At 68.8% G+C, this 21879-nt stretch carries 18 protein-coding genes and 1 tRNA gene; 15 read left to right on the top strand and 4 right to left on the bottom strand.

All coding sequences use genetic code 11. From position 1 onward, the window contains the following. The first annotated feature begins 163 nt into the window (after positions 1–163). From AC5RVZ_RS18480 to AC5RVZ_RS18465, 4 genes are all read left to right on the top strand, one after another. Positions 164–823, top strand: a complete 660-nt coding sequence (locus AC5RVZ_RS18480) for an MBL fold metallo-hydrolase (protein ID WP_494067201.1) — start codon at positions 164–166, stop codon at positions 821–823. A gap of 109 nt (positions 824–932) precedes the next feature. Next, positions 933–1766, top strand: coding sequence for a sulfurtransferase (locus AC5RVZ_RS18475; RefSeq protein ID WP_494067200.1), 834 nt, complete (start codon positions 933–935; stop codon positions 1764–1766). Between the two features lie 109 nt (positions 1767–1875). Further along, positions 1876–3036, top strand: coding sequence for an NAD(P)-dependent alcohol dehydrogenase (locus tag AC5RVZ_RS18470; protein ID WP_494067199.1), 1161 nt, complete (start codon positions 1876–1878; stop codon positions 3034–3036). Positions 3037–3197: 161 nt separating this feature from the next. Continuing rightward, entirely contained in the window at positions 3198–3626 is a 429-nt protein-coding gene (locus AC5RVZ_RS18465; protein ID WP_494067198.1) for an HIT family protein, read from the top strand. Positions 3627–3818: 192 nt separating this feature from the next. Here the strand turns inward: AC5RVZ_RS18465 and hrpA are convergent, their stop codons facing one another. Then, a complete protein-coding gene (gene hrpA / locus AC5RVZ_RS18460) occupies positions 3819–7826 on the bottom strand; it encodes an ATP-dependent RNA helicase HrpA (protein ID WP_494067197.1) in 4008 nt (1335 codons plus the stop codon). A 370-nt stretch (positions 7827–8196) separates the two neighbouring features. Here hrpA and AC5RVZ_RS18455 point away from each other — a divergent pair, with 370 nt between their 5' ends. The 3 genes from AC5RVZ_RS18455 (at position 8197) to AC5RVZ_RS18445 (ending at position 10978) form a co-directional block, all read left to right on the top strand. Beyond that, positions 8197–9186: an ABC transporter substrate-binding protein gene (locus AC5RVZ_RS18455; RefSeq protein WP_494067558.1), complete on the top strand. Its 990-nt coding sequence runs from the start codon at positions 8197–8199 to the stop codon at positions 9184–9186. Positions 9187–9288: 102 nt separating this feature from the next. After that, the gene (locus tag AC5RVZ_RS18450) at positions 9289–10188 is read left to right on the top strand and encodes an ABC transporter permease (protein ID WP_494067196.1); all 900 of its coding nucleotides are present in this window, start codon (positions 9289–9291) and stop codon (positions 10186–10188) included. A 1-nt stretch (position 10189) separates the two neighbouring features. Beyond that, positions 10190–10978: an ABC transporter ATP-binding protein gene (locus tag AC5RVZ_RS18445; protein ID WP_493979030.1), complete on the top strand. Its 789-nt coding sequence runs from the start codon at positions 10190–10192 to the stop codon at positions 10976–10978. Between the two features lie 62 nt (positions 10979–11040). On the opposite strand, the gene AC5RVZ_RS18440 is transcribed toward AC5RVZ_RS18445, so the two are convergent. Next, positions 11041–12018, bottom strand: coding sequence for a helix-turn-helix transcriptional regulator (locus tag AC5RVZ_RS18440; protein ID WP_494049745.1), 978 nt, complete (start codon positions 12016–12018; stop codon positions 11041–11043). Between the two features lie 252 nt (positions 12019–12270). On the opposite strand from AC5RVZ_RS18440, the gene AC5RVZ_RS18435 reads away from it, so the two are divergent. Next, a complete protein-coding gene (locus AC5RVZ_RS18435) occupies positions 12271–12828 on the top strand; it encodes a DinB family protein (protein ID WP_494067195.1) in 558 nt (185 codons plus the stop codon). Between the two features lie 27 nt (positions 12829–12855). On the opposite strand, the gene AC5RVZ_RS18430 is transcribed toward AC5RVZ_RS18435, so the two are convergent. After that, positions 12856–13023 (bottom strand): hypothetical protein, encoded by a 168-nt coding sequence (locus AC5RVZ_RS18430; protein ID WP_494000140.1) that lies wholly within the window; start codon positions 13021–13023, stop codon positions 12856–12858. Between the two features lie 81 nt (positions 13024–13104). On the opposite strand from AC5RVZ_RS18430, the gene AC5RVZ_RS18425 reads away from it, so the two are divergent. After that, on the top strand, positions 13105–14103 hold the full coding sequence (locus AC5RVZ_RS18425) for a GlxA family transcriptional regulator (RefSeq protein ID WP_494067194.1): 999 nt from the start codon (positions 13105–13107) through the stop codon (positions 14101–14103). A 167-nt stretch (positions 14104–14270) separates the two neighbouring features. Further along, positions 14271–14900 carry a hypothetical protein gene (locus AC5RVZ_RS18420; RefSeq protein ID WP_494067193.1) on the top strand — a complete coding sequence of 210 codons (630 nt, stop codon included), beginning with the start codon at positions 14271–14273 and terminating at the stop codon, positions 14898–14900. A gap of 83 nt (positions 14901–14983) precedes the next feature. Here the strand turns inward: AC5RVZ_RS18420 and AC5RVZ_RS18415 are convergent. Further along, positions 14984–15056: transfer RNA gene (locus tag AC5RVZ_RS18415), tRNA-Arg, on the bottom strand. Between the two features lie 217 nt (positions 15057–15273). Here AC5RVZ_RS18415 and argS point away from each other — a divergent pair. The 5 genes from argS to thrB are packed head-to-tail and all read left to right on the top strand — an operon-like array spanning position 15274 to position 21854. Further along, entirely contained in the window at positions 15274–16917 is a 1644-nt protein-coding gene (argS, locus tag AC5RVZ_RS18410; RefSeq protein WP_494067192.1) for an arginine--tRNA ligase, read from the top strand. Next, positions 16917–18392, top strand: coding sequence for a diaminopimelate decarboxylase (gene lysA, locus AC5RVZ_RS18405; protein ID WP_494067191.1), 1476 nt, complete (start codon positions 16917–16919; stop codon positions 18390–18392). The genes argS and lysA overlap by 1 nt, the downstream gene beginning before the upstream one ends. A 56-nt stretch (positions 18393–18448) precedes the next feature. Then, a complete protein-coding gene (locus AC5RVZ_RS18400) occupies positions 18449–19774 on the top strand; it encodes a homoserine dehydrogenase (RefSeq protein ID WP_494067557.1) in 1326 nt (441 codons plus the stop codon). After that, positions 19775–20875, top strand: a complete 1101-nt coding sequence (gene thrC / locus AC5RVZ_RS18395) for a threonine synthase (protein WP_494067190.1) — start codon at positions 19775–19777, stop codon at positions 20873–20875. Next, entirely contained in the window at positions 20868–21854 is a 987-nt protein-coding gene (gene thrB, locus AC5RVZ_RS18390; RefSeq protein ID WP_494067189.1) for a homoserine kinase, read from the top strand. Before thrC ends, thrB begins: the two co-directional genes overlap by 8 nt. Positions 21855–21879 lie beyond the last annotated feature (25 nt).

Below are 21879 nucleotides of genomic sequence, written 5' to 3'. Positions count from 1 at the left end.
CTGGCACCCGTAGGGTGCATCCCAGCCTACCAGCAGGCCTGATTACCGGGGACGCCGGCCCGGCACGTACGCCGGCCGGCCCGCACGCCGGCCCGCCCGCCGCCGACCGCCCCCACGCCGGACCGCCGGGACGCCGGCCGGCCCCGCCGCTAGGGTGTGATCCATGAAGCTGACAAAATTCACCCACGCGTGCGTACGGCTTGAGCGGGACGGACACGTCCTGGTGATCGACCCCGGTAACTTCTCGGAAGTGGAGCAGGCCCTCGACGGGGCTGCCGCGGTGCTGGTCACCCACGAGCATGCCGACCACATCGACCAGGACCGGGTTCCGGGCCTGCTCGCGGCGTCGGACGACATGCAGTTGTATGCCCCGGCCTCCGTGGCCGCCGGCCTCCGGGCGCTGGTCCCGGCGGCGGCGGGACGGATCCATACCGCCGAACCGGAGACGGAGTTTGAGGTGCCCGGGTTTCGCATCCGCACCTTCGGCGGCCAGCACGCCTTGATTCATCCGCACATCCCCGTGGTCGCCAACATCGGCTACGTCATTAATGACAGCCTGTACCACCCGGGCGATTCCTTCATCATTCCGCACGGAGTGGACGTCAGGACAGTCCTGGTGCCGGTGCACGCGCCCTGGTCGAAGACCGGCGAGGTGATCGACTTTGTGACCGCGATGCGCGCCGAGCACGCCTACCCGATCCACGACGCCGGGCTGAGCGACCGCGGGCTGCCGTTGGTGGAGAAGCACGTGGAGCGGATCGGAGGCCACTACGGCACCAGGTATCGGCACCTCTCGCCGGGGGAGAGCGTGGAGCTGGCCTGACCTTCGGGGACAGCACGGGCGGGGCTGCTTGGCCCAATACGGGCTGCTGTGATGGACTGTCGGGACACCGGCGGGCAACGACGCTCGCCAGCAGTCAGGAGGAGATCTCATGAGGACTCTGATGGACGTGCAGACACTGCGTGAACGGATGATCTCCGGACAGCGCACCGTACTGCTCGATGTTCGCTGGAAACTGGGCGACGACGCCGGCCACAGCCACTACCGCCAGGCCCACATTCCCGGTGCCGTCTACGTCGACCTGCCCTCGCAGCTGGCGTCGGCTCCGACGCCGGCCGGCGGCCGCCATCCGCTGCCGGAGCCGGAGGCCTTCCGCGAGGCCGCACGCGATTGGGGCATCAACAACGACGACGTCGTGGTGGCCTACGACGACAACGGCGGCATGGCCGCGGCCCGCGTGTGGTGGCTGCTGAAAGACGGCGGATTCGACTCCGTCTACCTGCTCGACGGCGGGCTCTCCGCCTGGCGGGACGAGGGGTTTGAACTGGACAGCGGCGACGAGCTGGCGTGCCTGGGCAACGTCGAGCTGGGCAGCGGCAGGATGCCCAGGCTTGAGCTGGAGGACGTGCTGGATTTCGCGGGCACCTCGCTGTTGCTGGATGCCCGGGCAGCCGAGCGTTACCGCGGCGAGTTCGAGCCGGTGGACCCCCGCGCCGGACACATCCCCGGCGCCGTCAGTGCACCGACCACGGCCAACCTGGCCCCGGACGGGCGCTTCCTGCCGCCCGCGGAACTCGCGGCACGGTTCAAGGGCCTGGGGGCGGAAGGACGGAAGGTGGCCGTCTATTGCGGATCGGGCATTACCGCCGCCCACCAGGTCGTTGCGTTGGCCGAGGCCGGCATGGATGCGGCCCTCTTCCCGGGCTCCTGGTCACAGTGGTGCGGACATCCGGAGCTGCCGGTAGCCATGGGGAGCGCGCCGTAATCAGCCGCCGGATCAGCCCCGGAGCGACGCCCTGCACAACGGCACCGAAAGCGTCACAGAGGGTGTGCCGTGGTGGCATGGCGAAGCAGCAAACGGTAGCGTCAGGCCCATGACACTTGGCCGTCCGGCACCGCCGCCGCTGGGGAAACCGCTTTCACCTGACCAGGAGCAGCAGGCCCTCGCGGCAGCCGACCTGCAGACACCGAGGAGCAGTATGAGGAGGGCTGCTGCCTTTGGAGTGACGGGGCCCGATTCCGGCATGGTTGCCCTGCAGATTGAACGCCGCGCCGCCGGACCGCACGACGTGGAGATCGCCATCGCCTTCTGCGGCCTCTGCCACTCGGATGTCCACACGGTCCGCGGCGAGTGGCGCGAGATCGAGTATCCGCTGGTGCCCGGCCACGAGATCGTTGGGCGGGTCACGGCCATCGGCCAGGACGTCACCCTGCACGCCGTCGGCGACTTGGTGGGCGTGGGCTGCATGGTGGATTCCTGCGGCGACTGCTCCGCCTGCGGGGAAGGACTTGAACAGTACTGCGACAAGGGTGCGGTGGGCACCTACGGTGCCCGCGACCGCCGCCACGGCGGCGGAATGACGCAGGGCGGATACGCAACGTCCGTCGTCGTTGATGAGAACTTCGTGCTGCGCGTGCCGCCGGAACTCGACCCTGCCGCCGCGGCCCCCCTGCTCTGTGCCGGCATCACCACTTACTCGCCCATGCGCTACTTCGGCGTCGAAGCCGGCGACTCCGTCGGCGTGGTGGGCCTGGGCGGCCTGGGACACATGGCGGTCAAACTGGCCAAGGCCATGGGGGCGTCGGTAACCGTCTTCACGAGCTCGGCGGACAAGGCCGATTCGGCCCGCGCGCTCGGCGCCGACCACGTGGTGGTGACCGGAGACGCCGAGGCGCTCGCCGCGGCCCGGCGGAGTGTTGATTTGGTCATCGATACGGTGGCCGCGGCCCACGACCTGGCCCCGTACCTGCGGGCCATCCGCCGCGACGGTGCGCTGATCCAACTGGGCGTGCCGCCCGAGCCGATGCCGCCGGTGCCGGTCAACCTGCTGATGCGCGAGCGCGTTGCCTACGGCGCCTCGAAGATCGGCGGCATAGCCGAGACCCAGGAGATGCTGGACTTTTGCGCCGAACACGGGATCACGGCCGACATCGAACTGGTGGGCGCACCGGACCTCGACCAAGCCTATGACCGCATGGTGGCCGGCGACGTCGCCTACCGCTTCGTCCTGGACATCGCATCGCTGAACCGCTGAGCAGGGCCGCCCGTGGTTGATCGACTGCTGTGGACCTGCCTGCACCGAGGCCGGGCCGGCCGAACCTTCGCTGTCACCCGACCGGACTCCCACAAGCCCGGCTGGAACCTGGCCGACTCTTACCGACCCCCGAATGACCCCAACCGACAAGGACTGCGTACATGAGCACCCTCTTCACCAAAATCATCGACGGCGAGATCCCCGGCCGCTTCGTCTGGAAGGACGACGACGTGGTGGCATTCCTGAGTATCGGCCCGCTCGCGGACGGGCACACGTTGGTGGTGCCGCGGCAGGAAGTGGATCGCTGGACCGACGCCCCGGCCGACCTGCTGCAGAAACTCACCGCGGTCGCCCAGACCATCGGCAAGGCCCAGGTGGATGCCTTTGGTGCCGCCCGTGCCGGCCTGATCATCGCCGGCTTCGAGGTGAACCACCTGCACCTGCACGTCTGGCCCTCCAACTCGGAGGCCGAGTTCGACTTCAAGCGGGCGCAGCAGGACCCGGACCCGGCCGTGATGGATGAGTCAGCCAAACGCCTCCGGGCGGCGCTGCGCGAGGCCGGACACGGGGACGTCGTCCCCGCCGACTGACCCGGGAACCTCTTCCTGCCACGTGGGGCGAGCCGGCGCCGGCCAGAGGGCGGCAAACCTGCGGCGAATCGTGCAGCAGTCAGGAGGCCTGCCGTCGAAGTCCACCCTTGGCTTCGAGGACAGGGTCAGTAACCCCTGTCTTGGCGGCCAGACCCTGTCCTGGCGGCGAGGGCAGGGTCCGTACCCCGCGCGTCAGCCGGCGAGGGCCTCGTTCAAAGCAGTTCGGACGCGCTTCTCGGACACCGAATACGCGGTGCCGAGTTCCTGCGCGAAGAAGCTGATCCGCAGTTCTTCCAGCATCCAGCGCACCCTGTCCAGCCCGGAGCCGTCCAGGTTCCCGGGCTTCAGCGCCGCCCGCGCGTCGTCGTACTCGTCTTCGAGCCGCTGCACCACTGCCATGTGCTGCACGTCCCGGCCCACGGCGGTCGGCAGTTTTTGCAGCCGGCGCTCAATCCCCTGCAGGTAGCGCGGCAGCTGGCTGAGCTGCGCATAGCCCGTGGCCGCCACGAACCCGGGATAGACCAGCTGCTCCAGTTGGCTCTTGATGTCGGAGAGCGGGCTGATCAGGGCCAGGCTGGCGTTGGACTTCAGCTCCCTCTGGATCCGCCGGGTGCTGGAGAGGATCTTCTCCACAATGGCGGTCACGGTGAAGACGGTGTCGATCAGTTCCGCGCGGACCTGCTCGTACAGCGCGTCGAAGCCGGCCCGGGTGAAGGGCAGTTCGGCCGGCACCAGCTTGTCCACCGCGGCCTGCGTGCAGTCGTCGATCAGCGACGCCACCGAACCGTGCGGGTTCTGCGTGAACGTCAGCTTCTCCGTGTTGTTCAGATGGTCCAGCACGTACCGCTGCGGCGAGGGCACCCGCAGCACCAGCAGCCGGATGATGCCCGAGCGCATCGCCGACTGCTGGCCGGACGGTGTCTGGTAGACGCGCACACCGACGGTGCTGCCTTCGTCCACCAGGGCCGGATAGCCGGTCACGGTGTGCCCGGCCACCTCGCGCTTGACCTCGCGGGGGAGGTCGCCGTCCGGCCAGGCGGTCAGGCCGCTGCGTTCCTGCAGGCCCGTGGCGTCCTGGGCGGCAGTGCCCGACGCCGGTGCCCCGGCAACGGGGGCTGCGCCCGGGGCCGCGGCCTGGCCGCCGCCACGCTTCTTGCCGGTGGCGCCGCGGCGCTGACCCGCCGGCGACGGCTGGGCGGTCTTGGGCGTCGCCCCGAGCGACTCGGCGATGGCCCGGCGGTTGGCCGGGGCAAGTTCCTGCTGCAGCCGGTCCAGGTCCTTGTCCTCGCCCAGCGCCTTGCCGGTGCCGTCGAGCACGCGGAACGTCATCCGCAGGTGCGGCGGCACGGTCTCCCAGTTCCATGAGCCGGGCGGGATGATGTGCCCCTTCAGCCGGCGCAGCACCAGCTCCAGCGACGGCTCCAGGTCATCTTCGGCCGGATCGAAGTCCGCCGCCAGGGCCGCCGCCGCGCTCCGGGCGACGTCCGGGGCCGGCACGAAGTTCTTCCGGATCTGCTTGGGCAACGACTTGATCAGCGCGGTCACTAGCTCCACCCGCAGGCCCGGGATCTGCCAGCGGAACGGGCCCGCGTCCAGCTGGTTGAGGAACAGCACCGGCACGTGCACGGTCACGCCGTCGGATGGATCCGGGGTTGCCCCCGGTGCCACCGGCGAGAATTCATAGCTCAGCGGGAGCTCGAAGGTCCCCTGCCGCCAGGTCTTCGGGAACGCCGAGGCGTCGAGTTCCTCCGCGTCGGCGGCCAGCACGGCATCCGGATCGAAATCCAGCAGCGTGGGATTCTCCGCCCGGGCGTCCTTCCACCACTTGTCGAAGTGCCGTTCGGAGACCACCTCGGGGCCGATCCGTTCGTCGTAGAACTCGAACAGCGTTGCGTCGTCCACGCGCAGGTCGCGGCGGCGCATCCGGGTCTCCAGTTCCTCGACCTCGGCCAGCAGCTTGCGGTTGCGGTGGAAGAACTTGTGGTGCGTGCGCCAGTCGCCCTCCACCAGGGCATGGCGGATGAACAGCTCGCGGCTGAGTTCCCGGTCGATCCTGCCGTACTGGATCCGGCGCTGCGGGACGATCGGCACCCCGTAGAGGGTGACCTTCTCGTAGGCCATCACGGAGCCCATCTTCTTGGACCAGTGCGGCTCCGAATACGTGCGCTTGCACAACTGCGGGGCAATCTCTTCGGCCCAGGCCGGATCGAATTTCGCCGCCACCCTGGCCCACAGCCGGGAGGTTTCCACGAGCTCCGCGGCCATCACCCAGTCCGGCGACTTCTTGAACAGCGCCGAGCCGGGGAAGATGGCGAACCGGGTGCCGCGCGCGCCGGCGTATTCGCGCTTGCGCTCCTCGTACACGCCAATGTGGCTGAGCAGGCCGGCGAGCAGGGACTTGTGGATGTCGTCGTGCCTGCCCACGGGGTCCACCTCGCGACCGGACTCCAGCGAGATGCCCAGCGGCTTGGCCAGCTGGCGCAGCTGCGCGAACAGGTCCTGCCACTCCCGGACCCGCAGGTAGTTGATGAACTCGGTGCGGCACAGTTTGCGGAACTGGGTGGAGGAGAGCTCCTGCTGCCGCTCCTGCAGATAGCGCCACAGGTTCAGGATGCCGGTGAAGTCGGACTTCTCGTCCACGAAGCGCTTGTGCTTCTCGTTGGCCTGCTGCTGCTTGGCCGTATTGTCCCCATGGGGCCGCTCCCGGGGGTCCTGGATGGTCAGCGCCGCCGCCAAAACCATCACCTCGCGGACGCAGCCGCGCTGGCCGGCCTCCACGATCATGCGGCCCAGCCGGGGGTCCACCGGCAGTTGCGCCAGTTTGCGTCCGACGGCGGTGAGCCCCGACTTCGGCGCGGATCCTCCCTTGACGCCGGGCTGGGGCAGGGTGCCGGGCTCGGGCAGGGCTCCGAGTTCGCGCAGCAGGGTGACGCCGTCGTTGATGGCGCGAGACTCGGGCGGCTCCACGAACGGGAACGCCTCGATGTCCTTGGGACCGCGTGCCACGCCCATCGCGGTCATCTGCAGGATGACCGCGGCCAGGTTGGTGCGCAGGATCTCGGGGTCGGTGAATTCCGGCCGGGAGTCGTAGTCCTCTTCCGAATAGAGCCGAATGGCTATCCCGTCGCTGACGCGGCCGCAGCGGCCCGAGCGCTGGTTGGCCGAGGCCTGCGAGATGCGCTCGATCGGCAGCCGCTGGACCTTGGTCCGGTGCGAGTAGCGGGAGATGCGCGCGGTGCCGGTGTCGATGACGTACTTGATGCCCGGAACTGTCAGCGATGTCTCGGCCACGTTGGTGGCCAGCACGATCCTCCGCTGGCCGCCGGGGGAGAAGACGCGGTGCTGCTCCGCCAGCGACAGCCGGGCGTACAGCGGCAGGATCTGGGTGCCGGCCAGCCGGCGGTTGGTCTTGATCCTGGCCGCGAGGGCGTCGGCGGCATCGCGGATCTCGCGCTCGCCGGAGAAGAAGACCAGGATGTCGCCGGGAGCCTCCACGGACAGCTCGTCCACCGCGTCACAGACGGCGTCGAGCGGGTCGCGGTCTTCCTCCAGCTCGTCCACGTCCGGGTTGTCGGGATCGGTGGCCGCCGGCTGGTTCAGCGGGCGGTAGCGGATTTCCACCGGGTAGGTCCGGCCGGAAACCTCGATCACCGGCGCCGGTTCGTCGTCGCTGCCGAAGTGCCGGGCAAAGCGGTCCGGATCGATCGTCGCGGAGGTGATGATGACCTTCAGGTCCGGACGCTTGGGCAGGATTTGCTTGAGATAGCCCAGGATGAAGTCGATGTTGAGGCTGCGTTCGTGGGCCTCGTCGATGATGATCGTGCTGTACTTTTTCAGCAGTTTGTCGTGCTGGATTTCGGCCAGCAGGATGCCGTCCGTCATGAGCTTGATCCGGGTATCCCGGCCGACCTCGCCGGTGAAGCGGACCTGGAAGCCGACCTCCTGGCCGATCTTCACGTCCAGTTCCTCGGCGATGCGCTCGGCCACGGTCCGGGCGGCCAACCGCCGGGGCTGGGTGTGGCCGATCAGCCCCTTCTCGCCCAGGCCCAGCTCCAGGCACATTTTCGGGATTTGCGTTGTCTTTCCGGAGCCGGTTTCGCCGGCGATGACGGTCACTTGGTTCGCGGCGATGGCCGCCATGATGTCCTCGCGCCGCTCCGAAACCGGCAGGGCCGCGGGGTACGTGATGTTCACAGCCATGATTGACCACAGTCTAGTCGCTGGACCCGCTGCCCCGGACCGTCCGCACAGCAGGACCGGCAAGGCGTGCGTCCGTGGACATAAATAACTATCCGGCGACAAACGGATGCAATTTGTCCGGTGGGGGAGACGTATCTCATATGGTTGTCCTGACCCCGCGGTTCTGATTAGACAATGTGACTCGGTTCACAGGTAAGATCTTCAGGACGCTTCCGCAGGGTTGCCTGCCATAACCGCCGGCGCCGATGACGACGCCGCGTGTGGCGGACCGCTTCAGCCGCGCCGGGGAGGGGCGGCAAGGCGGAAAAGTGCCGGGCTATCCGGCACGTGACGGACATTTGAAAGGAACATCGTGAAGAAACGTTCGACCATGTTCGGCCTGGGGTCTGGCCTGCTGGCCACCGCCCTGCTTGTTTCCGCGTGCGGCAACGCGGGATCCTCCGAGGGCAATGCCGCCGAAGGCAGCACCGAATCGGTGGAGATCGGCATTAGCCAGATTATTTCGCATCCGTCCCTGGACGCGGCCCGCGAAGGGTTCAAGAAGGCGCTGGCCGACAACGGCTACGTCGAGGGCGAGACCGTGACCTACGACGAGCAGAACGCGCAGGGCGACCAGGGCACCGCGACCTCCATCGCCGGCAAGTTCGCCAGCGACCAGAAGGACCTCATCCTGGCCATCGCGACGCCCACCGCACAGGCGGCCGTGCAGGCCATCGTCGACACCCCGATCCTGTTCACCGCGGTCACCGACCCGGAGTCCGCTTCGCTGGTGGAAAGCATGGACGCCCCGGGATCGAACGTCAGCGGTACCTCGGACCGCAACCCGGTCGAGGAGCAGCTGGCCCTGGTCAAGGAGCTGAACCCGGACGCGAAGTCCGTGGGCATCGTCTACTCCTCGGGCGAGGTCAACTCCACCGTCCAGGTGGAATGGGCCAAGGAAGCGGCCAAGGAACTGGGCCTGGAGATCAAGGAAGCAGCAATCTCCAACTCCGGTGAAGTCCAGCAGGCCGCCGAGTCGCTCGACGTCGACGCGTTCTACGTGCCGACCGACAACAACGTGGTGTCCGCCCTCGAGTCCCTGATCCAGGTGGCCGAATCAAAGAAGATCCTTACGATTGCCGCCGAGGGCGACTCGGTGAAGCGCGGCACGGTGGCCACCTACGGCATCAACTACGAAAAGCTGGGCTACCAGACCGGCGAGATGGCCGTGAAGATCCTCAAGGGCGAGGCTGAACCGGCCTCCATGCCGGTGGAGACCCAGACCGAGCTGGAACTCTACGTCAACCCGGCCGCCGCCAAGCGCATGGGTGTGACCCTGCCGGACGGCTATGCCGACACGGCTGACCACGTCTTCGAGTAAGCCCGAACTTCCAGCTCGAGCCGAAGAAGTCCGCAGTCCTTCCGGCGGCCGGCCAGTCCGGTCGCCGGATCGACGCCACGAGAGAACCAAGGTCTACTACCTATGATTACCGCGGTTGAGCTTGGGCTGATCTACGCGATCATGGCCCTGGGGGTCTACCTGACCTTCCGCATCCTCGATTTTCCCGACCTGACGGTCGACGGCAGTTTCACCACCGGCGCCGGAGTCGCCGCCATCAGCATCATCAACGGCATGCCGCCGGTCATGGCCACCATCCTGGCCTTCATCGCCGGCATGGCTGCCGGCACCGTCACCGGCCTGCTGCACACCAAGGGCAAGATCAACGGCCTGCTGGCCGGCATCCTGACGATGATCGCCCTCTATTCCATCAACCTGCGCATCATGGGTCGGGCCAACCTGCCGCTGTTGCGCGAAGATACCCTGATCACCCCGCTGCGCGAGTCGGGGATGCTCGGCGGCATCGGCGCCATCGCCATCTTCCTGCTGGTCGCCCTGATGGTGAAGGTGATCATGGACTGGTTCCTGCACACCGACATCGGACTGGCCATGCAGGCGACCGGCGACAACGAACAGATGATCCGCAGCTTCGGCGTCAGCACGGACAACCAGAAGATCCTGGGCCTCGCCCTGTCCAACGGGCTCGTGGCCGTCTGCGGCGCGTTCATCGCCCAGTACCAGGGCTTCGCCGACATCGGCATGGGCATCGGCCTGATCCTGGCCGGCCTGGCCTCGGTGATCATCGGCCAGGCGATCTTCGGAACCCGCCTGATCTGGATCGCCACTCTGGCCGTGGTGCTCGGTTCCGTGCTGTACCGCGTGGTCATCCAGCTGGCCCTCCAGGCCGGCCTGCAGCCGAACGACATGAAGCTGGTCTCGGCCGTGCTGGTGGTCATCGCGCTGGTGCTGCCGCAGTGGAAGGTCTTTCGCCGCGTCGGCGGGCTCGGAAAGATGAAGAAGTCCCTGACGGGAGCGAAGGGCTGACATGCTGGATATCAAGAACGTTCACAAGACCTTCTTCGCAGGCACCGTCAACGAGCGCGTCGCCCTGCAGGAGATCAACCTGTCCCTGGCCGCCGGCGAATTCGTCACGGTAATCGGCAGCAACGGTGCCGGCAAGTCGACCATCCTGAACATCACCTCCGGCAAGCTGCGCCCGGACGTCGGCACGGTGAGCATCGACGGCAACGACGTCACCAGGCTCGCCGACCACCAGCGGGCCCGCTTCGTCGGCCGCGTGTTCCAGGACCCGATGGCGGGAACGTCGCCGGAGATGACCATCGAACAGAACCTGGCCATCGCCTACGAACGCGGCAAGCGCCGCGGATTGCGCCCCGGCGTGACCCGCAAGAAGCGCGAATTCTTCAAGGAAGAGCTGCGTTCGTTGGAGCTCGGGCTGGAGAACCGGCTCAAGGCCAAGGTGGGCCTGCTCTCGGGCGGCCAGCGGCAGGCGCTGTCGCTGCTGATGGCCACGTTCAGCAGCCCGAAAATCCTGCTGCTGGACGAGCACACCGCCGCCCTCGACCCGCAGCGTGCGGAGCTGGTCAGCCGCCTGACCGCCGAAGTGGTGGACCGGCACCGCCTGACCACGCTGATGGTGACCCACAACATGGAGCAGGCGCTCCGGCTGGGCACGCGGCTGATCATGATGCACGAGGGCCGGATCATCCTGGACCTGGACCAGGAACAGAAGCAGAAGGCCACCGTGCCGGACCTGCTGCATGAGTTCGAGAAGATCAAGGGCGTGGTCGACGACCGCACTATGCTCCAGTAGCGTCCGCGCTTCAGGAGCCACCGGCATCGGACCGGGTCAACGAACGACGGCGGCTGTCCCACCTAGGCGGTAGGGGCGGCCGCCGTTCCCGTGCCGGCCGCAGCAGCCAGCCGGCCCGCGAGCTCCGCGGCGCGCTGCCGGAACTCCGCCGGCTCCAGGATTTCAAACGCAAAGCCGGTGGCGGCCAGCTCCACCAGGGGGTAGTCCAGCGAATCGTAACCGGCCCGCAGCACGGTGGCCCCGCCGTCGTCGGACAGGACGGCGATGTTCGGCGGGATCCTCTCCGCGACGGCCTGCAGGGGAGCGTCGATCCGGACCACCACGTCGAACCGGTACGGCGACCGCGTGATCGACTGCTGGACGTAGGCGGCCAGGTCCGGCTGCGGCAACTGCCGCGGGGCAAAGCGTTCACGCGCCGTGGGAACCGATTCGAACCGGTCTACCCGGAAGGTGCGCCAGTCCTGCCGGCCGGTGTCGTAGGCCACCAGGTACCAGCGCCGGCCGGTGTCCACCAGCCGGTACGGTTCGGCCAGGCGGCGGCCGGACTCGCCGTCCGCCTTGGCGTAGCGGAAGCCGACCACGCGCCGTTCGGCAATGGCGGTGGAGATCCCGGTCAGCACCTCGGGGTCAACGGCGGCGGTGGGGCCGGCCAGGGTGACCACGGCGTTCTTCAGCGTGGAAAACTTGGGCCGGAGCCGCGCCGGCAGCACCTGCTCCAGCTTGGTCAGCGCCCGGAGCGACGCCTCGCCGACGCCAGCCACCGGGCTGGCGGTCACCGCCCCGAGACCCAGCGCGACGGCGAGGGCTTCGTCGTCGTCAAGCAGCAGCGGCGGAAGCTGCGCGCCCGCGCCCAGCTGGTAGCCGCCGGCCACGCCGGGGGAGGCATTGATGGGATAGCCGAGGCTGCGGAGCTTGCCGATGTCGCGGCGCACCGTCCGTTCGGTGACCCCCATCCGCCCGGCCAGGGCGGACCCGGTCCACTCCCGGCGCATCTGGAGCAGGGAGAGCAGCTGCAGCAGCCGCGCGGACGTTTCGAGCATGGCTCACCTGTCTTCAGCAGCCGGAGCGTGCCGAATCCTGCAGCACGCGCGGGTGCCGGTCGTTCCGGCAACAGGGCCACTCTAGTCTCGAATCAGGACAAGAGCTGTCCGTGATCTGGGGCCCGACGCCGGCAACCGGCAACCCGCCCCCTCCCAGGGGTGCGTCCCCTGCTCTGGGCAAACAGCCGGCCGCCCGGCATGATGGACTCCCGGGCTCCCCAGGCGGGGAGCCGCCGTTGGGGAGGAGCCGGCATGTCTTTCAATGCAGCCGAGGAGTTGCTCGAGCAGCTGACCTGGCATTGGGACGCCCAGGCCCGGCCGCGGCTGGAGGGGCTCACCGACGAAGAGTACTTCTGGGAGCCCGCCGAGGGCTGCTGGAACGTGCGGCACCGCGGGACCAGTACCGCACCGATGGCGGTGGGCGCCGGCGTTTTCACGATCGACTTCGGACTTCCGGAGCCGGTGCCGCCGCCCGTCACCACCGTTGCCTGGCGGCTGGGCCACATTTTGGTGGGCGTGCTGGGCAGCCGTAACGCCTCGCACTTCGGCGGGCCGCCGGTCAGCTACGAATCGTTCGACTATCCGGGCACGGCGTCGGGCGCGTTGGAGCTGTTGGACGAATACTATGCGCACTGGATTGCGGGTGTCCGGAAACTCGGGGACGAGGGGCTGGCGGCGCCCTGCGGGCCGGCCGAAGGCCCCTATGCCGAGCGCTCCATGGGGACGCTGGTGCTGCACATCAACCGGGAAATGATTCACCACCTGGCCGAGATTGCACTGTTGCGCGACCTGTTCGCCCACCGCCAGTAGGGAGCCGTGCAGAGGGTCTGGCCCGGGTCAGGCCAGCCGGGCGAGGTCGGTGTAGGGGCGGCTCGGGGTGGAGCCGGCCGTCCAGTCGGCCTGCGAGCGTTCCGGCGGGGTGTTTCCCCGTCCGTCACGCAGGATCAGCCGGAGGGTTTCGATGATGACGAGGAGTGCCAGTGCGGTGATCAGGAGGAGTTCCATGCCTCCATGGTGGTCCTGCGGCCGGCAAAAAAAGAGTGGCAGAAACGACCATAAAGCATAAAAAACTGCCATACTGGTGGCATGCTGAAAAAGGTGGCCGTGGTGGTGCTTCCGGGAGCTGCGCCGTTCGAATTCGGGGTGGTCTGCGAAGTCTTCGGCATCGACCGTTCCGACCGGGGGACCGGCGTTCCGGCGTTCGACTTCCGGATCTGCACTCCCGAGCCGGGGGTCGTCAGCAGCAAGCTGGGGTTCTCCCTCAATGTCCCGCTCGGGCTGGAGGCCGCCGACGACGCGGACCTCGTGGTGGTGGCGCCGTACCAGCGCATGGACCAGGCCCCCGAACCACTTCTGCAGGCCCTGCGGGCGGCCCACGCCCGCGGCGCCTGGGTCTTGTCCGTGTGCTCGGCGGCCTTTGTGCTGGCCGAAGCGGGGCTGTTGGACGGCCGGCGCGCCACCACCCACTGGCAGTACTCACACCAGCTGGCCGCCGAATATCCGCAGGTCGACGTCGACGAAAACGTGTTGTACGTGGAGGACGAGCGCATCATCACCAGCGCCGGCACCGCCGCCGGAATCGACGCCTGCCTGCACCTGGTCCGGACCGAACTCGGGGCATCCGTGGCGTCGGCGATCGCCCGGGACATGGTGGTGCCGCCGCATCGGGCCGGGGGCCAGTCGCAATATATTGACCGGCCCATGTCGCTGGCCGGCTGCCACACCCTCAAGGACCTGCTGGCCTGGCTGTCCGAGAACCTGGCCCAGGACGTCAGCGTTGCCCAGCTGGCCGCGCGGGTCCACATGTCCGAGCGCACCTTCGCCCGCCGGTTCCGGGCCGAGACCGGCGCGACGCCGGCGGCATGGATCAACGCCCAGCGGGTGCTGCGTGCGCAGGAACTGCTCGAGGAATCGGACCTGAACATCGAGGAGATCGCCCGGATCACCGGGTTCGGCCAGGCGGTGCTGCTGCGCCACCATTTCGCCAGGTCCGTTGGCGTGAGCCCGGCGTCCTACCGCCGCACCTTCCGCGGCGGTGGCGCCGCCGCCGGCGCGCGGGAGCCGGCAGGCAGCGCGGCCCGCTAGGGGCCGTTTCCCTCCGCGGCACGCCGGGGGTTGTCCTTGTACCGCGGCCCGCGTGCAGGCACACTCATAAGTGTGCTTAGTAGTCCGGCGGGCGATGCGCGGCGGATGAGCAGGGTGCATGCGCCTGCCGGGTGCGCGCACCCCAAGCGAACAAAGGAGAACCGGTGATGAGTTCAGCTGCAGAAGGGGCCAGGAGCCCGAAGCAACGGCGGAATGAAGTGGTAGCGGCCGAGAGGCGCCAATTCGGCGGCATCAAGTGGGGTTCGGCGTTCTTCGGCTGGCTCGCGGCCACCGGGATCGGGGTCATCCTGACGGCGCTCGTAGCCGCCATCGGCACGGCAGTGGGGATCGCCGAGAGCGCCGATCCCGCGCAGGTTGCCGAGCAGGCGTCCCGGAACCTGGGGACGGTCGGCATCGCGGGCGGCATCATCCTGGCCGTCATCTTGTTCATATCGTATTTCTGCGGCGGATACGTGGCCGGCCGGATGGCCCGCTTCGACGGCGTCAAGCAGGGGCTGGCCGTGTGGCTGTGGGCGATCGTGGTTGCCATTGTGCTCGCCATCCTGGGGCTGATCGCCGGCAGCCAGTTCAATGTGCTGAGCGCCTTGAACAGTTTCCCCCGCGTGCCCCTCGGCGAAGGGGAATTGACGACCGGCGGCATCATATTCCTGGTCGTCGCGGCGCTGGTCTCGCTCGCCGGCGCCATTCTCGGCGGCAGGTCCGGCATGCGCTTCCACCGCAAGGTGGACCAGGTGGGCGTCGATCGCCGCTTCGACGGGCCGGGAGAGGGCGAGTAACGCGCCTCCGGCGCAGGCCGGCTTCCGTTAACGGGAGAATCCCCGGCCGTTGAGCCGGGGATTTCCCTTGTCCTGCGCTTCAGTGCCCTCGATAGGATTCGAACCTACGGCCTTCTGCTCCGGAGGCAGACGCTCTATCCCCTGAGCTACGAGGGCGCGGCACCGGCTGTTGGCCCGGTGCCCTTCGGGACCTATTGAGCTTATCAGCATCTGTGCCGCCAGAAGAAATGCGTCCCGGCCGGCCCCGACGGCGGCCGCCTTGAAAGCGGCCGGTCCGGCCGGCACATCCGGCCGGCGCCGTGCGCCTGCGAGCCCGGTCACAGCCCGCCCGCCGAAAGCCGGGCGGATCAAGGGATTGCCCTATGCTTGTGGGGTGACTCCTGAAGAACTTTCCGCTGCCATTGCCGCCTGCCTGCAGGCCGCCGTCGACGACGGCGACTTCGCCGTCGAAATGCCCAGCGAGGTCCGGGTGGAGCGCCCCAAGAACCGTGAGCACGGGGACTGGGCCACCAACATCGCCATGCAGCTGGCCAAGATGGCCGGCATGAATCCGCGCCAGTTCGCCGAAATCCTCAGCGCGCGGCTGGAGAAGATCGACGGCGTCAGCCGGGTGGACATCGCCGGACCGGGATTCCTGAACATCACCGTGGACGCCGCCGCGGCGGGAACGCTGGCCCGCAGCATCGTGGAGGCCGGCAGCGCCTTCGGCACCGCCAACGACCTGGCGGGCCAGCGGATCAACCTCGAATTCGTCTCCGCCAACCCGACCGGCCCGATCCACCTGGGCGGGACCCGCTGGGCGGCACTCGGCGACGCCCTGGCCCGCATCCTGGCCGCCCAGGGCGCCGACGTCACGCGCGAGTACTACTTCAACGACCACGGGTCGCAGATCGACCGCTTCGCCCGCTCGCTGCTGGCGAAGGCCAAGGGTGAGCCCGCCCCCGAGGACGGCTACGGCGGAGACTACATCGCGGACATTGCCCAGGCGGTGCTGCGGCAGAATCCGGATGCACTGTCGGCGGACGACCCGCAGGAAGAGTTCCGCAGCCGCGGCGTCGAGCTGATGTTTGCCGCCATCAAGGAATCGCTGCACGACTTCGGGGTGGACTTCGACGTCTACTTCCACGAAAACTCCCTGTTCGAGGACGGTGCGGTCGAAAAGCTGCTGGAGCAGCTCAAGACCTCCGGCAGCCTCTACTTCCAGGACGGTGCCTGGTGGTTGAAGTCCACCGACTTCGGTGACGACAAGGACCGCGTCGTCATCAAGTCCGACGGCAATGCCGCCTATATCGCCGGCGACATCGCCTACTTCAAGAACAAGCGGGACCGCGGCTTTGACCTGTGCATCTACATGCTCGGCGCCGACCACCACGGCTACGTCGCCCGGCTGAAAGCCGCCGCGGCCGCGATCGGCGACGACGCCGACCGGGTGGAAGTGCTGATCGGGCAGATGGTCAACCTGGTCAAGGACGGCAAGCCCCTGCGGATGTCGAAGCGGGCCGGCACTGTGGTGACCATGGAGGACCTGGTCGACGCCGTGGGTGTGGACGCCGCCCGCTATGCCCTCACCCGCTCGCACGCCGATTCCAACATCGACATCGACCTGGACCTGCTGGTCAAGCACAGCAACGACAACCCGGTCTTCTACGTGCAGTACGCCCATGCGCGCACCTGCGCCGTCGCGCGCAACGCGGCCTCTTCCGGCGTGGACCGCAGCGCGTTCAATGCCTCGCTGCTGGACCATGCCACGGAGAACGAACTGCTGGCCGTGCTCGGCGCCTACCCGTCGGTGGTCGCCACGGCCGCGAAGCTGCGGGAACCGCACCGCGTCGCCCGGCACCTGGAAGTCATCGCCGGCGCGTACCACCGCTGGTACGACGCCTGCCGCGTGACGCCGATCGGGGACGGCGAAGTCACCGACACGCACCGTACCCGCTTGTGGTTGAACGCCGCCGTCACCCAAGTCCTGGCCAACGGCCTCGGCCTGCTGGGCGTCAGTGCGCCGGAGAGGATGTAATGCCCGCAGCACACGAAACCGCCGCCGCGTCTGAACTGGCGCCGGACTGGCTCACCCGCCCGCAGGACGTCAACCGGCTGGACGCCAAACTCTGGGCCCGGGACGTGTCCCGCGGCGCGGAGGGCGAGCTGGAAATCTCCGGCCTCGGCGTCACCCGGCTGAAAGAGCAGTTCGGCACGCCGCTGTTCGTGGTGTCCGAGGACGACTTCCGGGCCCGCGCGCGCGAGTTCAAGCAGGCCTTCGACGAGGCCTTCAGCACGCTCTGCGGCGGCGTCGACGTCTACTACGCCGGCAAGGCGTTCCTCAGCGTGGAAATTGCCCGGTGGGTGGCGCAAGAGGGGCTGCGGCTGGACACCTGCAGCGGCGGGGAGCTGGCCGTGGCCGCCCGCGCGGGCATCCCGGGGGAGGACCTGGGCCTGCACGGCAACAACAAGTCGGACGCCGAACTCCACCGCGCGCTGGACATGGGGCTGGGCCGCATCGTGGTGGACAGCCTGGACGAACTGGCACGCCTGGGAGCCATCGCGGCGGCCCGCGGCGAGATGGCCAACGTGATGCTCCGGCTGACCCCCGGCGTGCACGCGCACACCCACGAGTTCATTGCCACGGCGCACGAAGACCAGAAGTTCGGGCTCTCGATGGCCGGCGCCGACGACGGCGCGGGGCACGACGCAGGGGCGCAGCCCCGGGCGGCCGGCTCCCCGGCCGCGCAGGCCGTGGCGGCGGCGCTGGAGCACGAGTCCATCAACCTGCTGGGCCTGCACTGCCACATCGGATCGCAGATTTTCGAGCCCGAAGGCTTCGCGCTGGCGGCCGAGCGGCTGCTCACGTTCGTGGCCGAGGTCAAGCGGGTCCACGGTGTGGACCTGCATGAACTGGACCTGGGCGGCGGTTACGGCATTGCCTACACCGAGGCCGACAGCCCCCGCCCGCCGGCGGAACTCGCCCAGGCGATGGCCGCCGTCGTGCGCTCCGTCACGGAGCGGCTGGGCATCCCGGTGCCGCGGATCTCGATCGAGCCGGGCCGGGCCATCGCCGGGCCGAGCACGTTCACGCTCTACTCGGCCGGAACCCGCAAGACCGTCCAGGTGGACGCGGAGGGCGGCGGCAGCAGCCCGCGGCGCTACGTGTCCGTGGACGGAGGCATGAGCGACAACGCCCGGCCGGTGCTCTATGACGCCGACTACTCGGCGGCGCTGGCATCCCGTGTGACGGACGCGGCACCGATTATTTCCCGCGTGGTTGGTAAACACTGCGAGAGCGGTGACATTGTAGTCAGGAACGTTTACCTGCCCGAGGACATCGAGGCAGGGGACCTGCTGGCGGTGCCGGCGACCGGGGCCTATTGCTGGGCACTCTCCAGCAACTACAACTACGTTGCCCGGCCACCTGTGGTTGCCGTGCGCGGCGGCGAGGCGCGGTTGATCATCCGAGGCGAAACCGAAGCCGACCTGCTGGCCCGCGACCTGGGCTGACCGCCGGGCGGGCAGCAGTTAATGCGAGTAAGACTAAGACTGAGAGTTTGGGCAGCATGAAAACGCTGAAGGTAGCACTGTTGGGATGCGGAAACGTCGGCGCCCAGGTGGCCCGCATCCTGCTTGACGACGCCGACGTGCTGGCCGCGCGGACCGGCGCGCGGCTGGAACTGACCGGCATCGCGGTGCGCAATGTCGCGGCCAAGCGGGCCGTGGAACTGCCCGCAGAGCTGTTCACCACCGACGCCGCGACGCTGGTCAAGGACGCCGACATCGTGATCGAACTGCTGGGCGGACTGGAACCGGCCCGGACGCTGATCCGCACCGCGATCGCCAACGGGGCCGCCGTCGTCACCGGCAACAAGGCCCTGCTGGCCGCCGACGGCCAGGAGCTGTACGCCCAGGCCGACGACGCCGGCGTCGAGCTCTCCTTCGAGGCGGCCGTGGCCGGGGCCATCCCCATCCTGCGGCCGATCCGCGAGTCACTGGCGGGGGACCGCGTCACCAAGGTGATGGGCATCGTCAACGGAACCACCAACTACATCCTGGACCAGATGGATTCCACCGGTGCCCAGTTCGGCGAGGCGCTGGCCGCCGCGCAGGAGCTCGGCTACGCCGAAGCCGACCCGACCGCCGACATCGAAGGCCATGACGCCGCCGCCAAGGGCGCCATCCTGGCCGGGCTGGCCTTCCACACCGCGGTCGACCTGGCCGACGTCCAGTGCCAGGGCATCAGCTCCGTCTCCGCCGACGACATCGCCGCGGCCCGGGACGCCGGCTACGTGATCAAGCTGCTGGCGATCGCCGAGCGGCTGAGCGGCGCCGACGGCCGCGAGGGCGTATCAGTGCGCGTCCACCCGACCCTGCTGCCGCGCCAGCACCCGCTGGCCGCCGTGCACGGGGCGTTCAACGCCGTCTTCGTGGAAGCGGAAAACGCCGGCGAACTGATGTTCTACGGACAGGGTGCCGGCGGTGCGCCGACCGCCTCGGCCGTCGTCGGCGACGTGGTCAGCGCCGCCCGGCGCATGGTCGGCGGCGGCCCGGGCCGGACCGAAACGGCGACCGTGGACCTGCCCGCCGTCGGGCTGGACTCGGTCCGGACCAGCTACTACATCGGCCTGGACGTGGCCGACCGGCCCGGCGTGCTGGCCCAGATCGCCGGCATCTTCGCCGAGCACGGCGTCTCCATCGAGACCATGCGCCAGACCATCCACACCGAAGGCCCGCTGGAGCCCGCCCACGACGGCGGCGAGGTGACCGCCGAACTGCGCTTCGTCACCCACCGCGCCTCCGAGGCGTCGCTGGCCGCAACGGTCGAGGCCGTGCGCGGGCTCGACATCGTCAACGCTGTTACCTCTGTCCTGCGAGTAGAAGGAATCTAAGTGGCCCACCAATGGCGCGGCGTCATCCGTGAATACGCGGACCGGCTGCCGGTATCGGAGCAGACCGAGATCATCACCCTCGGCGAAGGCGGCACCCCGCTGGTGCAGGCCAAGGCCCTCTCCAAACTGACCGGATCCGAGGTCTACCTCAAGGTGGAGGGGATGAACCCCACCGGCTCCTTCAAGGACCGCGGCATGACCATGGCCATCACCGCGGCCGTGGAGGCCGGCGCCAAGGCGGTGGTCTGCGCGTCCACCGGCAACACCTCCGCATCCGCTGCCGCCTACGCCACCCAGGCCGGGCTGAAGTGCGCGGTACTCGTGCCGGCCGGCAAGATCGCCATGGGCAAGATGAGCCAGGCGGTCGCGCACGGCGCCGAGATCATCCAGATCAACGGCAACTTCGACAACTGCCTGGAAGTGGCCCGCAAGCTCTCCGAGGCCTACCCGGTGTTCCTGGTCAACTCGGTGAACCCGGCACGCATCCAGGGCCAGAAGACGGCGGCCTTCGAGACCGTCGACTACCTGGGCGACGCCCCGGACATCCACGTGATGCCGGTGGGCAACGCGGGCAACATCACCGCGTACTGGAAGGGGTACCAGGAGTACGCCGCGCCGTACGAATCGGCCGTTGCCGGCATGCTCCCGCCGGTCGCCACCAAGACTCCGACGCTCTGGGGCTTCCAGGCCGCCGGCGCGGCGCCACTGGTGCTGGGACACCCGGTGACCGAACCGGAGACCATCGCCACCGCCATCCGGATCGGCAATCCGGCCTCCTGGGACACCGCCGTCGCCGCCCGCGACGAGTCCGGCGGCCTGATCGACTCGGTGACCGACGACGAAATCCTGGCCGCGCACCGCTGGCTCTCCTCCCGCGAGGGCGTCTTCGTGGAGCCCGGCTCCGCGGCAGGCGTTGCCGGCGTGCTCAAGAAGCACGCGGCCGGCGAGGTGCCCGCGGGCAAGACCATCGTCATCACGGTCACCGGCCACGGGCTGAAGGACCCGCAGTGGGCCCTGCAGACCGAGGACGGCAGCGAGGCGGCGCCGGTCAAGGTGGACTTCGACGTGGTCAGCGTGGCCAGCGCCCTGGGTCTTGAGTAGCAGCACCTTGCCGGGGGAGGGCACCGCCGTGGCCGGCCGCATCGCGCCCGGCCAGCGCGTCACCGTGCGGGTTCCGGCCACCAGCGCCAACCTGGGCCCGGGCTTCGACAGCCTGGGCCTGGCCCTGGCCTACTACGACACCGTCACGGTGGAATCGACCGACGACGGCGTCTTCCACGCCTCCGTGACCGGCGAGGGCGCGGCGGGCCTGCCCGCCGATGAAAGCCACCTGATCATCCGCACCCTGCGCGGCACGCTGCGCGAGGCCGAGTACGACGCCGGCGGGCTGCGCCTGCGGGCCCGGAACCTCATTCCGCACGGCCGCGGCATGGGATCCTCGGCCGCCGCCGTCGTGTCCGCCGTGTTGCTGGCCAACGCGCTGCTGCCGGAGCGGGAACGGCTGGGGGCGGCGGACATCCTGCAGGTTTGCTCGGCCTTGGAGGGCCACCCCGACAACGTGGCTCCGGCCCTTAGCGGACAGCTGGCCATCTCCTGGGAAGAGGACGGCGTTTTCGCCAGCACCTGCGTGCCGATCTGCCCGGACATCGTGCCGGTGCTGGCCATCCCGGCCTACGAGCTTTCCACGGAAACCGCGCGCAACCTCCTGCCCGCGTCCGTGCCGCACCACATGGCCGCCGCCAACTCCGGCCGCGCCGCCCTGCTGGTCCACGCGCTGACCCGCGATCCGTCCCTGCTGCGGGCCGGAACCGAAGACTGGCTGCACCAGCGGCACCGGGCACCGGCCATGGAACCCAGCGCCGCGCTGATCGCGGCGCTGCGCAGCCAGGGCCACGCCGCCGTCGTCTCCGGTGCCGGACCCACCGTGATGACACTCGCCGCGAACCAGGCCGAGGCGGAGCAGGTCCAGCGGGCCATCGCCGCGCACCTGGAACGCCGCGACTCGCCGGGAAACTGGCGGGTGCTGAAACTGGCAGTGGACACAGATGGTGCTAAAGTGGAAGTGCACCCCCGGGATTAACCGGCGAGGACACCTGCCGGATGCT

It is taken from the genome of Arthrobacter sp. Cza30 (genome assembly GCF_059090765.1).
This window is presented reverse-complemented; position numbering and strand designations above follow the sequence as displayed.